Annotated in this window: 14 protein-coding genes; 6 read left to right on the top strand and 8 right to left on the bottom strand. The window is 63.7% G+C overall.

Features of this window, described 5'->3' with window-relative positions; translation table 11 throughout:
• Positions 1 to 65 precede the first annotated feature (65 nt).
• From sucD to mdh, 5 genes are read right to left on the bottom strand one after another with little or no spacing between them, the layout of a single operon-like run.
• The gene (sucD, locus tag NKJ46_RS23635; protein ID WP_352668052.1) at positions 66 to 968 is read right to left on the bottom strand and encodes a succinate--CoA ligase subunit alpha; all 903 of its coding nucleotides are present in this window, start codon (positions 966 to 968) and stop codon (positions 66 to 68) included.
• 12 nt (positions 969 to 980) lie between these two features.
• Positions 981 to 1478 (bottom strand): DUF1579 family protein, encoded by a 498-nt coding sequence (locus tag NKJ46_RS23630; RefSeq protein WP_352668050.1) that lies wholly within the window; start codon positions 1476 to 1478, stop codon positions 981 to 983.
• A gap of 2 nt (positions 1479 to 1480) precedes the next feature.
• Positions 1481 to 1852 (bottom strand): cupin domain-containing protein, encoded by a 372-nt coding sequence (locus NKJ46_RS23625; RefSeq protein ID WP_352668047.1) that lies wholly within the window; start codon positions 1850 to 1852, stop codon positions 1481 to 1483.
• Positions 1853 to 1856: 4 nt separating this feature from the next.
• Complete coding sequence (gene sucC, locus NKJ46_RS23620; RefSeq protein ID WP_352668045.1) at positions 1857 to 3050, bottom strand: ADP-forming succinate--CoA ligase subunit beta; 1194 nt, start codon at positions 3048 to 3050, stop codon at positions 1857 to 1859.
• A 41-nt stretch (positions 3051 to 3091) separates the two neighbouring features.
• Positions 3092 to 4060, bottom strand: coding sequence for a malate dehydrogenase (gene mdh, locus NKJ46_RS23615; protein ID WP_352668043.1), 969 nt, complete (start codon positions 4058 to 4060; stop codon positions 3092 to 3094).
• A gap of 231 nt (positions 4061 to 4291) precedes the next feature.
• Here mdh and NKJ46_RS23610 point away from each other — a divergent pair, with 231 nt between their 5' ends.
• The gene (locus NKJ46_RS23610; RefSeq protein WP_352668042.1) at positions 4292 to 4498 is read left to right on the top strand and encodes a hypothetical protein; all 207 of its coding nucleotides are present in this window, start codon (positions 4292 to 4294) and stop codon (positions 4496 to 4498) included.
• Between the two features lie 76 nt (positions 4499 to 4574).
• Here the strand turns inward: NKJ46_RS23610 and NKJ46_RS23605 are convergent, their stop codons facing one another.
• From NKJ46_RS23605 to NKJ46_RS23595, 3 genes are all read right to left on the bottom strand, one after another.
• A complete protein-coding gene (locus NKJ46_RS23605) occupies positions 4575 to 5222 on the bottom strand; it encodes a suppressor of fused domain protein (RefSeq protein WP_352668039.1) in 648 nt (215 codons plus the stop codon).
• A gap of 120 nt (positions 5223 to 5342) precedes the next feature.
• A complete protein-coding gene (gene zapE, locus NKJ46_RS23600) occupies positions 5343 to 6545 on the bottom strand; it encodes a cell division protein ZapE (RefSeq protein ID WP_352668037.1) in 1203 nt (400 codons plus the stop codon).
• Between the two features lie 83 nt (positions 6546 to 6628).
• The gene (locus tag NKJ46_RS23595; protein WP_352668036.1) at positions 6629 to 7168 is read right to left on the bottom strand and encodes a protease inhibitor Inh/omp19 family protein; all 540 of its coding nucleotides are present in this window, start codon (positions 7166 to 7168) and stop codon (positions 6629 to 6631) included.
• 303 nt (positions 7169 to 7471) lie between these two features.
• Here NKJ46_RS23595 and NKJ46_RS23590 point away from each other — a divergent pair, with 303 nt between their 5' ends.
• The 5 genes from NKJ46_RS23590 to ftsY all read left to right on the top strand — a co-directional run bounded on the left by NKJ46_RS23590 (position 7472) and on the right by ftsY (position 12740).
• Positions 7472 to 8482: an MBL fold metallo-hydrolase gene (locus NKJ46_RS23590; RefSeq protein ID WP_352668034.1), complete on the top strand. Its 1011-nt coding sequence runs from the start codon at positions 7472 to 7474 to the stop codon at positions 8480 to 8482.
• A gap of 70 nt (positions 8483 to 8552) precedes the next feature.
• Complete coding sequence (locus NKJ46_RS23585) at positions 8553 to 8714, top strand: DUF1328 domain-containing protein (RefSeq protein ID WP_352479665.1); 162 nt, start codon at positions 8553 to 8555, stop codon at positions 8712 to 8714.
• 74 nt (positions 8715 to 8788) lie between these two features.
• Positions 8789 to 9673 (top strand): diaminopimelate epimerase, encoded by an 885-nt coding sequence (gene dapF, locus NKJ46_RS23580; protein WP_352668031.1) that lies wholly within the window; start codon positions 8789 to 8791, stop codon positions 9671 to 9673.
• Entirely contained in the window at positions 9673 to 10974 is a 1302-nt protein-coding gene (gene mtaB / locus NKJ46_RS23575) for a tRNA (N(6)-L-threonylcarbamoyladenosine(37)-C(2))-methylthiotransferase MtaB (RefSeq protein WP_352668029.1), read from the top strand. Before dapF ends, mtaB begins: the two co-directional genes overlap by 1 nt.
• Before the next feature lie 11 nt (positions 10975 to 10985).
• Positions 10986 to 12740, top strand: coding sequence for a signal recognition particle-docking protein FtsY (gene ftsY, locus NKJ46_RS23570; RefSeq protein WP_352668028.1), 1755 nt, complete (start codon positions 10986 to 10988; stop codon positions 12738 to 12740).
• Positions 12741 to 12775: the final 35 nt, after the last annotated feature.

Genomic DNA, 12775 nt, shown 5'->3' with positions numbered 1-12775 from the left:
AAGGGAGTAGGGCAAATGCCCTCGTCTTGTTCCCTACTCCCCTATTCCCGTACTCCCTTACTCCCCTAACCTTTGATCGCCTCGACCAGGGTCGTACCCAGCCGGGCCGGCGACGGCGACACCTTGATGCCGGCCGATTCCATCGCCGCGATCTTGTCTTCCGCGCCGCCCTTGCCGCCGGAGATGACCGCGCCCGCATGGCCCATGGTGCGGCCCGCCGGCGCGGTGCGCCCGGCGATGAAGCCGGCCATCGGCTTGCTGCGGCCGCGCTTTGCCTCGTCCTTGAGGAACTGCGCGGCGTCTTCCTCGGCCGAGCCGCCGATCTCGCCGATCATGATGATCGACTTGGTCTCGTCGTCGGCGAGGAACATCTCCAGCACGTCGATGAACTCCGTGCCTTTGACCGGATCGCCGCCGATGCCGACGGCGGTGGTCTGGCCGAGGCCGACATTGGTGGTCTGGAATACCGCCTCATAGGTAAGCGTTCCCGAGCGCGAAACAACGCCGACCGAGCCCTTGCGGAAGATGTTGCCGGGCATGATGCCGATCTTGCATTGGTCGGGGGTCAGCACGCCGGGGCAGTTCGGCCCGATCAGCCGCGATTTCGAGCGGTCGAGCCTTGCCTTGACCTTGATCATGTCCATCACCGGTATGCCCTCGGTGATGCAGACGATCAGCGGGATCTCGGCCTCGATCGCTTCCAGAATCGCTTCGGCAGCACCCGCCGGCGGCACGTAGAGGACGGAGGCATTGGCGCCGGTCTTGGCCTTACCTTCGGCTACGGTGCCGAAGATCGGCAGTGCCTCGCCCTTGGCGCCGGTCCAGGTCTCGCCGCCCTTCTTGGGGTGGATGCCGCCGACCATTTTGGTGCCGTGATAGGCCAGCGCCTGTTCGGTGTGGAACGTCCCGGTCTTGCCGGTCAGGCCCTGCACCAGCACCTTGGTGTTCTTGTCGACGAGAATGGACATCGGAGCCCTTTTCTAAAAACCGTTGATCGAGGAAGGCGAGACGCGCCGGTAGACGCCGCTCACCATGTCTTGCCAGCTATCGCTGCCGGCAGGTTTGAAATGCAGTCGCATGAGGTAGGTGTCGGCATCGTCAAAAATATACGTCACGCGCGCCGCGCCACGCGGCGACAACCGATCCAGAACCAATTCGCTGCCGTTCCAAGCGCCGGTGGCGGGCGATGCCGGCACGAGCCCCATCGAGTCGAACTGATGCATGGTGACGAGGCTGTTCTGCTGATCGAAGCCGAACACATTGTGCGAGCCGAACGAAACCGTGCCGTCGCGGCGCTGGCGATAGCGCTGCACCACGAACAGGCCGCCGAATTGCGCCTCGGCCAGCACTTCCGAAGCCGCCGTGCCGGGGTCGGCCCACTGAGTGCCCGAAATCTCCTCCTCGCCACGCCAGGCACCGACCAGCGCCTGCAGGCGCTGGTGATCGGCTGAGAGGGAGGAGAACGGTGCCGCGTTCATGGTCAGAGCCGCTTCAGCTCGGTGACGGTGAGGTCGCTCTTGGCATTGCCGGTGTTGAGCGTCGTCGCCGGCTCGAACATCAGCACGACAGGTTCTTCGCTCCGCGAGCGTGGCCGGTGCTCGACGGCGCGCGGCACGACGATGAAATCGCCGCTGCCAAGCTCCACCGTGCCGTCGCGGAAATCGATGGCGATGCGGCCGCGCAGCACCAGGAAGGCCTCGTCCTCGTTGTCATGCGCGTGCCAGTCGAAGACATCGCCGAACTTGGCGATCTTGACCTGGCTGTCATTCACGTCGCCGGCAATGTGCGGATCGAACACCTTGGCGATCTTCGCGTCCGCCGCCTCGACGAGATTGATCTTGCGGGGAGGCACAGGCTCAGCCCTTCACCGCCGCGACAATCTTCTTGGCTGCGTCATCGAGGTCATCGGCCGACACCACGTTCAGCCCGCTGTCGTTGATGATCTTCTTGCCGAGCTCGGCATTGGTGCCTTCCAGCCGCACCACCAGCGGCACCTGCAGGCCAACCTCCTTGACCGCGGCGATGACACCCTCGGCGATGATGTCGCACTTCATGATGCCCCCGAAGATGTTGATCAGGATGCCTTTGACCGCCGGATCCTTGGTGATGATCTTGAACGCCGCCGTCACCTTCTCTTTCGACGCGCCGCCGCCGACATCGAGGAAGTTGGCGGGCTCGGCGCCATAAAGCTTGATGATGTCCATCGTTGCCATGGCGAGGCCGGCGCCGTTGACCATGCAGCCGATATTGCCGTCGAGCGCGACGTAGGCGAGGTCGTATTTCGACGCCTCGATCTCCTTCTCGTCCTCTTCGGTGGTGTCGCGCAATTCGAGCACGTCCGGATGACGGAACAGCGCGTTGTTGTCGAACGACACTTTTGCGTCGAGCACGCGCAGCCGGCCGCTCTTCATGACGATCAACGGGTTGACCTCGAGCAGGCTCATGTCCTTCTCGACAAACGCCTTGTAGAGGATCGGAAACAGGGTCGCGCCATCCTTGGCGGCGTCGCCGTCGAGCCTCAGTGCGGCGTTGAGCTTCTTCACATCGTCGGCCGTCACGCCCTTTTCCGGGTCGATGGCGACGGTAATGATCTTTTCCGGCGTGTCGTGGGCGACCGCCTCGATGTCCATGCCGCCCTCGGTCGAGACGACGAAGGCGACGCGCCCGACCGAACGGTCGACCAGGATCGACAGATAGAGTTCGCGCTCGATGTCGGCGCCGTCCTCGATATAGAGCCGGTTGACCTGCTTGCCGGCCGGGCCGGTCTGCTTGGTGACCAGCGTATGGCCGAGCATCTCCTTGGCGTTGGCGACGACCTCGGCCACCGACTTCGCCAGCCTGACGCCGCCCTTGGCATCGAGGCCGAGCTCCTTGAACTTGCCCTTGCCGCGGCCGCCGGCATGGATCTGGCTCTTGACCACATAGAGCGGGCCGGGCAGCGCCTTGGCGGCGGCTTCCGCCTCGTTCGCCTTGAACACCGGCACGCCCTCGGCCACGGGTGCGCCAAAACCTTTCAGCAGCGCCTTGCCCTGATATTCATGGATGTTCATGCGCTATGTCTCCAGCTTGCTTGGCGGGCTTGGTTGCCGGCTTACTTGGCCGCGAGATGCGGAGCGATCTTGACGCAGGCGTCGCAGAGGCCCTGCACCGCCGCGACCGAACTGTCGAACATCTTCTGCTCGCTTTTCGAGAGCTCGATCTCGATGATCCGCTCGACGCCGCCGGCGCCGATTACCACGGGAACGCCGACATAGGTGTTCTTGACGCCATATTGGCCCGAAAGATACGCCGCACAGGGCAGCACCCGCTTCTTGTCCTTGAGATAGGCTTCGGCCATGGCGATGGCCGAGGCGGCCGGCGCGTAGAAGGCAGAGCCCGTCTTGAGCAGGCCGACGATCTCGGCGCCGCCGTCGCGGGTACGCTGCACGATCTGGTCGAGCCGCTCCTTCGAGGTCCAGCCCATCTTGATGAGGTCGGGCAGCGGGATGCCGGCAACCGTCGAATAGCGGATCATCGGCACCATGGAATCGCCGTGGCCGCCGAGCACGAAGGCAGTGACGTCCTCGACCGAGACCTTGAATTCCTCGGCCAGGAAATAACGGAAGCGCGAACTGTCGAGCACGCCGGCCATGCCGACGACATGGCTCTTCGGCAGGCCGGAAAACTTCTGCAGCGCCCAGACCATGGCGTCGAGCGGATTGGTGATGCAGATGACGAAGGCTTTCGGCGCGTATTTCTTGAGGCCGGCGCCGACCTGCTCCATCACCTTCAGGTTGATGCCCAGAAGATCGTCGCGGCTCATGCCGGGCTTGCGCGGCACGCCGGCGGTTACGATGCAGACGTCGGCGCCCTCGATGCCGGCATAGTCGTTGACGCCGGTCAGCCTGGAGTCGAACCCATCGACCGGCGACGACTGCGCGATGTCCAGCCCCTTGCCTTGTGGGATGCCTTCGGCGATATCGAACAGCACGACGTCGCCGAGATCCTTGAGGCCGACCATGTGGGCGAGGGTGCCGCCGATCATGCCCGAGCCGATGAGCGCTATCTTGTTGCGTGCCATGTCAGGATGTTTTCCCTTTGACTATGACGGCGCCCAAATCTTAACGATTTGATGACGGCGTCGGAGGAAGAGGCCGGGATGCTGCGGAACCGCGAAATTCGCCGCACGCAATAGCCTTGGCCGCACAAAAATTCAAACGATTATTTTGGAGTGAATAATTTCAATCGGTTAGAAACAATGGGACTTACGTAAACGTCAAACTTCTGAAGCCAGCTAGAGGAATTCTACACAATGGCACTGGAAATCAGAAGGCTATTTCCGGGCGATGACGCCCTTGTGATGCGGGTTGCCGACGAAGTCTTCGACGAGCCGGTCAGGCCGGATCGGCTTTCCGCCTATCTCGCGGCGCCCGGTCATTTCATGGTCGTGGCCCTCGCCGACGGCATCGTTGTTGGCCAATGCGCAGCCGTCATCCACCGGCGCACTCGGACAAGGTGAGCGAACTAGGGGTCCGGACCCGTAAACTGAGCGGAAGCGCCAAATGCCGGCTTCCGGCTCGAAGCTGTCATGCGTCCTAGACGTAGGACTTCCGTTCTGGGTTGAAGATTGGGGGATAATCGTGCTCGTCGAGGACGTCGAGAAACGCGTCCAGCCCGGCCGTCTTGATGAAGTCATACTCAATGCCGGAGATCAAATGGACGGACAGGATTGCGACTTCATCGTTTTCGATGTTGAGCGCATCCGCAATACGTTGGTCCGGCGCGATGATGGGGGTCAAGAACAGGAAAGTTCTGAACTCCGATCTTGGGACGGGCGGCCAAGACATTGGAATACGGTGGCCAAAGCCTAACCAGGTATCGTCAATGAAGGGATACTCCGCCAGCCAGCGTAGGTTTTTGATGATATTTGGTTCAGGCTTGCGAACGTACCACATCAACTCAGCTCGCCGCTTCGCGTCCTCGCCTGCGTTTGAAGGCACCGTCATGCGGCGATCGCTCATGCCGTTGGTCAGACACACAAAACCGTCGCCCGCAGGATCGATGAGCGAGAAGTCTCGACCAAACGCAAGAACTTCAATGGCTTCCGGCCCGTTACCAGGGAAGACATGGTCGGGCTCACCAAGTTCTTCGATGTAAATCGATCTCCTGTATGTGTGGTTGGAAGCTCCCGATTTGGGCTGCTCGCTGCTGAAAAATCTCTTCAAATCTAGAAGCCGAGCCATTCCCATCCGCTCCTGACGTGCCAACCACGCCTGGAATGATTAGTGGCATGATTCATTCCCATCTGTCATCTGCGACCTTTCTTCAGCGCGATCTGCATCGCCGCGGCAGAGTCTTGGCCTCTAGCCCTGAGCCTGCCGTGCCTCCGCCGATGATCCCTGCGCCGTCTGCCTCTCCGCCCAGTCCTCCAGCCAGTCGTGGCTCTGCATCTCGATCAGCCGCGATGCGGTGCGCTCGAACTCTAAGACTTCGTTGCCGCGCTTGGCCGTATAGAGCTGCGCCGGCGGTGCCGCCGCGCTCATCACCAGCCGTACATGATGATCGTAGAGCGTATCGACCAGCAGGATGAAGCGCTTGGCTTCGTTGCGCTTGCCTTCGCCGAGCTCCGGCACATGGTCGATGAAGATGGTCGAGAACCGGCTGGCAATGGCAAGATAGTCGCGGGCGCCGAGCGGCCTCTCGCAGAGATCGGCGAACGAAAACCGCGCCGCCTCGCCGGCAGCACGCGGCACCACGACGTGCCGGCCCTTCACCGTCAGCATCGTCTCGGCCGTCGGCCTGCCATGCGTCATCACCGCCCACGCGTCGTCGAGCGCATGGTCGGCGGCGGCATCGGCCGGGGTGATGTAGACCGGCATGCGGCTGAGCTTGTCGAGGCGGTAATCCTTGTCGGCGTCAAGCGCCAGCACCTGCGCGTGGCGCTCCAGGATAGCGACAAACGGCAAGAACAACTGACGGTTCAGGCCGTCGCGGTAAAGATCCTGCGGCGCGACATTGGAAGTGGCGACCAGCACCACGCCATTGGCAAACAACGCCGAAAACAACCTGGACAGGATCATCGCATCGGCGATGTCGGTGACGGAGAACTCGTCGAAGCATAGCACCCAGGCTTCCTCGGCCAGCGCGCGCGCCACCGGCGGGATCGGGTCGTCCTCCTTGGCCGTGCCGTTCTTGCGAGCCTGCCGGTGCTTCTGGATGCGGTCCTGCACGTCGGCCATGAAGTCGTTGAAATGCACCCGGCGCTTGCGCCTCGCCGGGAGCAGCTCGAAGAACATGTCCATCAGCATGGTCTTGCCGCGGCCGACGCCGCCATGGATGTAGAGGCCCTTGACCGCCTCGTGCACCTCGCGCTTGCGGGCGAACAACCACCCCAGCGCGCTTGATTTCTGCGCCAGCCGCTTTGCCGATATCTCTTCGATCAGCCGGTCGAGCGCAGCGGCGATCCGCTCCTGCGCCGGATCGCACCCGATGGCGCCCGTCTCGACCAGATGGTCGTAGCGCTGCTTGACGGTCGCATGGGTCTGGAGGCCGTCACGCAGATGCATCGGTCACGTCGTTCCGGAGCAATCCCAAGAAAAGTGTGTAGCGGTTTTCTGTCCGGAATTGCGTAACAATGGGGGCCGTTCTCTTACCTTGTAAGCGAGATCGGCAGGCCGTTGGAAGTCTGGCCGTCGAATTTCTCGCCGCCCGAGGAATAAAGCCGTGCCAGCGTGCCGCCGTTCTCGTCAAAGAGCGTCAGCTGTTTGCCGGCGACGTTCCAGGATTTGATGCCGTCGAGCGGCGCCGGGCAATGCAGCGGTCCGGCGCGGTAGCCCGACCCGAATTTGGTCTGCGGCGTCGCCACCTGACAGCTCTGGCCGGATACGCTTGCCTTCCACACACCGGCGACGCTGGACGCGGTGAGGTCGGCCGCACCGGCCGGCGCCGTCCCGTCGGGCGGCAGCGAGGCGACCTGGGTGTTCTGCGGCGCGGTCGGGAACTTCGACGGATCGGCCCGGCCGGGTGTCGCCGGCGGCGGCAGCTGGTTTGCGGTCACCTTGCCGGCGGGCGCAGCTTCCAGCGGCGCCGGCTGCTGCTCGTCCATTGATGTGAACCGTGAGGTTGAACAGCCGCTCGCAACGAGCGCGGCCAACGATACGGCCAGCAGGCCGGTTTTCGAAAATTTCATTCTTCAACCTCCGTCGGATCCGGCTGGGGATGCCGTCCGCGCAATGTCCCCCTCACCAAGATGGAGAAGGTGGCGAAATTTCAACCCGATATGGTTAAAATACGGTTTGCGCCGCTAATGTTGTAAATTTGTCGCAAAATGCACATTGCCTGAATTGCGTTACGCCTCGGCCGTTTGGCCGGCACCTCCGGTTGATGCGATACGGCGCGCTGGCGCCAGATCCCTGGCGCTCACCTCAAATGCTTGTGCGGGCCGGCTCCGGCATTATCTCTTGGCGATCAGCAAACTGCAGGAGCCGATTTCTTGGCCGCGAGAAAGAGAGCCGCCAACCGCTATTACAGCGGGCCGCCCAGCGATCATTTCGACGGCACCTTGTTCTTCAATCCCGACGGACGGCCGCCGGGTCGCTTTGCCGATCTGTTGAAATGGCAGTTGAGCCGCGAGCGCTCGAAATGGCCGGCGGCGGATCCGAGCCCGTTTCCACCGGCAAGACCGGTCGAGCGCCTCGATGGTTCTGCGCTGCGCCTCACCATGGTCGGTCATTCCTCGCTGCTCGTCCAGACAGCCGGCCTGAACATCCTGACCGACCCAGTCTGGTCGCGACGCGTCTCGCCGCTCTCCTTCGCCGGTCCGAAACGCGTCAATCCGCCGGGCATCGCCTTTTCGCATTTGCCGCCGATCGACCTCGTGCTGGTCAGCCACAACCATTACGACCATCTCGACCTCGCCACGCTGAAGCGCCTGAAGACTAGACACGACCCGCTGCTGCTGACGCCGCTGGGCAACGACACAATCATCGGCGCTGCCGTGCCCCGTGTGCGGCTTTCCGCGCATGACTGGGGCGACCGGGTCGATATCGGCAATGGCGTCGCTGTCCATGTCGAGCCGGTGCACCACTGGTCTGCCCGCGGTACCCGCGACCGGCGCATGGCGCTGTGGGCAGGTTTCGTCGTCGAGACACCCGGCGCAAAGATCTATTTCGCCGGCGATACCGGCTTCCACGGCGGCATCAACTACCGGCTGATGGCGCAAAAGCACGGCGGCTTCCGCCTCGCCATCCTGCCGATCGGCGCCTACGAGCCGCGCTGGTTCATGGCGCCGCATCACCAGGATCCGGAAGAGGCGGTGCACGGCATGCTGTTGTGCAACGCTTCCTATGCGGCCGGCTGTCACTGGGGCACGTTCCGGCTCACCAACGAGCCGATCGACGAGCCGCCCAGAAAGCTCGGCGAAGCGCTCGATGCCGCCGGCCTGCCGCGGCAACGTTTTCGCGCCTTGCGGCCGGGCGAAGTCTGGGACGTGCCGGAGGTTTAGCGCGGCGGAACCTAAGGCATCACATAGACGTTTGTAGGTGTTCAAACCTGTCGGCTGTGAGGTGTCTCTCATGATCAGGTGGATCATCATTCTTTTGATTATCGCGGCCGCGGCGAGCCTGCTCGGCATGCCGGTACTGGCCGGAGCCGCCGCCACCGGCGCGCGCATCCTCATCGGCATCGTGCTGATCATCTTCCTGCTGATCGTGCTTGGCGTCTTCGCGGTGACTTGAAAATCACGCCGCGCTGGTAATTTCTGCCGCTATCCGCCATATAGGCGCCAAACCGGCAAGAGACCTTTCGATCGATGGCAAGCGCGGCCCCTTTCGCGAAGATGAACGGCATCGGCAACGAGATCATCGTTGCCGATATGCGCGGCCGTGCCGATCGCGTGACGCCTGCGGCAGCCATCGTGCTTAATGCCGATGCGGCGACCAGGTTCGACCAGATCATGGCGATCCACGACCCCAGGACGCCGGGCACCGCCTTTTTCATCGACATCTTGAATTCCGACGGAACCAGCGCGCAAGCCTGCGGCAACGGCATGCGCTGTGTGGTCCAGGCGCTCGCCGCCGAGACCGGCCAGAAGACATTTGCCTTTGAAACAGTCGCCGGCATCCTCAATGCCGAGGAACATGCAGACGGAACGATCTCAGTCGACATGGGCACGCCGCGCTTTGGCTGGCAGGACATCCCGCTGGCCGAGGAGTTTCGCGACACCCGCATGATCGAGCTGCAGATCGGCCCTATCGATTCCCCGGTGCTGCATTCGCCGTCGGTCGTCTCGATGGGCAATCCGCACGCCATCTTCTGGGTCGACCGCGACGTCTGGTCGTACGAACTCGAGCGCTTCGGCCCGCTGCTCGAAAACCACCCGATCTTCCCCGAGCGCGCCAACATCACCATCGCGCAGGTGACTTCGCCGGAGACCATGGCAATCCGCACCTGGGAGCGCGGCGCCGGCCTGACCAAGGCCTGCGGCTCGGCCGCGTGCGCTGCCGTGGTAGCTGCGGCCCGCACAAGGCGTACCGGCCGCAGCGTGACGCTGATGACGCCCGGCGGCGGCTCGCTGCATGTTTTGTGGCGCGACGACGACCACGTCATCCTCACCGGTGCCGCCGAATGGGAATTTTCCGGCAGCTTCGATCCGTCGACCGGGGCGTGGGCGCGCGACACCGAAAGTGCCGCCTGATGGCTGCTCCTGGCAACAAGGGTATCGAGGTCGTCACCTTCGGCTGCCGGCTGAACACCTATGAATCCGAGGTGATGCGGCGTGAAGCCGAAGGTGCCGGCCTCGGTAGCCTCGAAGGCGGCGCCATCATCTTCAACACCTGCGCCGTCACCGGCGAGGCGGTGCGCCAGGCCAAGCAGTCGATCAGAAAAGCCCGTCGTGAGAACCCGGCTGCCCGCATCATCGTCACCGGCTGCGCTGCGCAGACCGGCCCGCAGGATTTCGTCGCCATGGACGAGGTCGATCTCGTCCTCGGCAACGAGGAAAAGCTCAGGGCGCATTCCTATCGCGCGCTGCCGGATTTCGGCGTCAACGACACCGAAAAGGCGCGCGTCAACGATATCTTTTCGGTGCGCGAGACGGCCGCCCACATGGTCGACGCCATCGAAGGCCGCGCGCGCGCTTTCGTCCAGGTGCAGAACGGCTGCGACCACCGCTGCACCTTCTGCATCATTCCTTACGGTCGTGGCAATTCGCGCTCGGTGCCGATGGGCGCCGTGGTCGAGCAGGTCAAGAGACTCGTCGGCAACGGTTATGCCGAGATCGTGCTGACGGGCGTCGACATGACCAGTTTTGGCGCCGATCTGCCGGGCGCCCCGAAGCTCGGCAAATTGGTCAAGACCATCCTGAAGCAGGTGCCCGACGTCAAACGCCTGCGGCTTTCCTCCATCGATTCGATCGAGGCCGACGACGATCTGCTGGACGCCATCGCCACCGAGCCGAGGCTGATGCCGCATCTGCATCTGTCGCTGCAATCGGGTGACGACATGATCCTGAAGCGGATGAAGCGCCGGCACAGCCGCGACCAGTCGATCCGCTTTTGCGAGGATGTGCGCAAACTGCGCCCCGGCATCGTTTTCGGCGCCGACATCATCGCCGGCTTCCCGACCGAGACGGACGCCATGTTCGAAAACTCGCTGGAGATCGTCGAGGAATGCGGCCTGACGCATATCCACGTCTTCCCGTTTTCGCCGCGCCAGGGCACACCCGCCGCGCGCATGCCGCAGCTTCGCCGCGACGTCGTCAAGCAACGCGCGGCACGCCTGCGCGCCGCCGGCGAGGCCGCCTATCGCCGTCACCTTTCGGCACTTGCCGGCACACGCCAGTCGATCCTGGTCGAGCGCGACGGGCTCGGCCGCACCGAAGGGTTTACGCTGGCCGCGGTCTCTGCCGGCGCTCCGGGCGACATCGTCGAGGCTGATATCGCAGGCCATGACGGTGTCAGACTGATCGCCGCGCCGCTTGCCGCCCGCGCCGCCTGAGAGCGCAAGACATGGCTGGGTTTTTCAAGAAGATATTCTCGTTCGGCAAGAAGGAAGTCGTCGAGGAGCGGCCCGACGAGGCCGCACCGCTGCCGCCGATCAAATGGGATGAACTGGAAGCGCTGAAGCCGGCCGCCGAGCAGGCCGTCCCGGAGTTTTTGAAACGCGAAGAGCCGCGGCCCGAGGCCGAGGCCGCAGCTCCGCCGCCAGCCGAACCAGAGTTGCCTCCGGCACCGCAACCGGCGCCCGCGGAAGAGCCGAAGCCCGAACCACCGCCGACCATTCCACCCGAGCCAGACATCCAGCCGGAGCCGCAAACGCCTGCTGAGGAACCGGAGGAGATCCGAGCCGGACCCGTCGCTCCCGAGCCAGTTCCTGAGCCGGAGCAGCCGGAGATCGTTCAGCCCGAGCCTCCGTCCGCGGAAGCTGGCGCTGCCCCTCATCCGCCTGCCGGCACCTTCTCCCCGTATAGTGACGGGGAGAAAGGGGCTGATCGGCAGGCCGAGCCTCCTTTTGAAAGTGGCGAGGAAAAAGCTCCGACGCTGACGCCCCCCTCTCCCCGTCTCTTACGGGGAGAGGGGCAGCGCCAACCTCTGCAAGACGCGGCACCCGCGGCCGAAGTCACGCCACCAGCACCCGCAGCGCCCGAAGCGCCACCGGCCGAAATCCCGCCTCCGATCCGCCAGCCCGCGCCGGTCGAGGCGAAGCCGGTCCTCGCCCAGATCGCACCCGAGCCAGAAGCCGTTCCGCAACCATCGCCAGAGCCAAAGCCCGCCCCCGGCAAAGTCACCGTAACCAAGAAGGTCGAGCAGAAAGCCGAGCCGCAGAAGGCGCCCGAACCGGCGCCGAGGCGTTCCTGGTTCCAGCGCATGCGAGACGGGCTTGCCCGCTCTTCCCGGGAGTTGTCGGGCAACATCGCCGGCGTCTTCACCAAGCGCAAGCTCGACGAGGACACACTGCAGGACCTCGAGGATGTGCTGATCCGCGCCGATCTCGGCATGGAGACGGCTTTGCGCGTAACCGACGCGCTCTCCGCCAGCCGCTACGGCAAGGACGTCTCCGACACCGAAGTCCGCACCATCATGGCGGCCGAAGTGGAAAAGGTGCTGACCCACGTAGCCATGCCGCTGGAGCTCGACCTCAGCCACAAGCCGCATGTCATCCTGGTCGTCGGCGTCAACGGAACGGGAAAAACAACGACCATCGGCAAGCTGGCGGCAAAGCTCACCGATGGCGGCCTCTCGGTGATGCTCGCCGCCGGCGACACTTTCCGCGCAGCCGCGATCGAGCAGTTGAAGATCTGGGGCGAGCGTACCAACTCGCCGGTCATTGCCTCGAAGCTCGGCGCCGATGCCGCTGGCCTCGCCTACGACGCATTCGAGCGCGCGAAGGAGGCCGGCTCCGACGTGCTGATCATCGACACCGCCGGGCGGCTGCAGAACAAGACCGAACTGATGGCGGAACTGGAAAAGATCGTCCGCGTGCTGGGCAAGCTCGATCCGGAAGCGCCGCACACCGTGCTGCAGACGGTCGATGCCACCACCGGCCAGAATGCTCTCAACCAGGTCGAGATCTTCCGCAATGTCGCCGGCGTCAACGGCCTGGTGATGACCAAGCTGGACGGCACGGCGCGCGGCGGTATTCTGGTGGCGATCGCGGCAAAGCACAAATTGCCGGTCTATTTCATCGGCGTCGGCGAACAGGTCGACGACCTCGAACCCTTTTCCGCAAGCGAATTCGCCAGGGCGATCGCTGGAGTGGCTTGACGAGCATGATCCCGAAAAGTTGCAGGCTTTTTGGA

The sequence above is a fragment of the Mesorhizobium sp. M0166 genome, from assembly GCF_040322255.1.
GTDB lineage: Bacteria > Pseudomonadota > Alphaproteobacteria > Rhizobiales > Rhizobiaceae > Mesorhizobium.
This window is presented reverse-complemented; position numbering and strand designations above follow the sequence as displayed.

What these genes read in the sequence shown, in the direction of transcription:
- sucD (WP_352668052.1), bottom strand. Translation starts at nt 968, where the DNA reads ATGTCCATTCTCGTCGACAAGAACACCAAGGTGCTGGTGCAGGGCCTG.
- NKJ46_RS23630 (WP_352668050.1), bottom strand. Translation starts at nt 1,478, where the DNA reads ATGAACGCGGCACCGTTCTCCTCCCTCTCAGCCGATCACCAGCGCCTG.
- sucC (WP_352668045.1), bottom strand. Translation starts at nt 3,050, where the DNA reads ATGAACATCCATGAATATCAGGGCAAGGCGCTGCTGAAAGGTTTTGGC.
- mdh (WP_352668043.1), bottom strand. Translation starts at nt 4,060, where the DNA reads ATGGCACGCAACAAGATAGCGCTCATCGGCTCGGGCATGATCGGCGGC.
- NKJ46_RS23610 (WP_352668042.1), top strand. Translation starts at nt 4,292, where the DNA reads ATGGCACTGGAAATCAGAAGGCTATTTCCGGGCGATGACGCCCTTGTG.
- NKJ46_RS23605 (WP_352668039.1), bottom strand. Translation starts at nt 5,222, where the DNA reads ATGGCTCGGCTTCTAGATTTGAAGAGATTTTTCAGCAGCGAGCAGCCC.
- zapE (WP_352668037.1), bottom strand. Translation starts at nt 6,545, where the DNA reads ATGCATCTGCGTGACGGCCTCCAGACCCATGCGACCGTCAAGCAGCGC.
- NKJ46_RS23595 (WP_352668036.1), bottom strand. Translation starts at nt 7,168, where the DNA reads ATGAAATTTTCGAAAACCGGCCTGCTGGCCGTATCGTTGGCCGCGCTC.
- NKJ46_RS23585 (WP_352479665.1), top strand. Translation starts at nt 8,553, where the DNA reads ATGATCAGGTGGATCATCATTCTTTTGATTATCGCGGCCGCGGCGAGC.
- dapF (WP_352668031.1), top strand. Translation starts at nt 8,789, where the DNA reads ATGGCAAGCGCGGCCCCTTTCGCGAAGATGAACGGCATCGGCAACGAG.
- mtaB (WP_352668029.1), top strand. Translation starts at nt 9,673, where the DNA reads ATGGCTGCTCCTGGCAACAAGGGTATCGAGGTCGTCACCTTCGGCTGC.
- ftsY (WP_352668028.1), top strand. Translation starts at nt 10,986, where the DNA reads ATGGCTGGGTTTTTCAAGAAGATATTCTCGTTCGGCAAGAAGGAAGTC.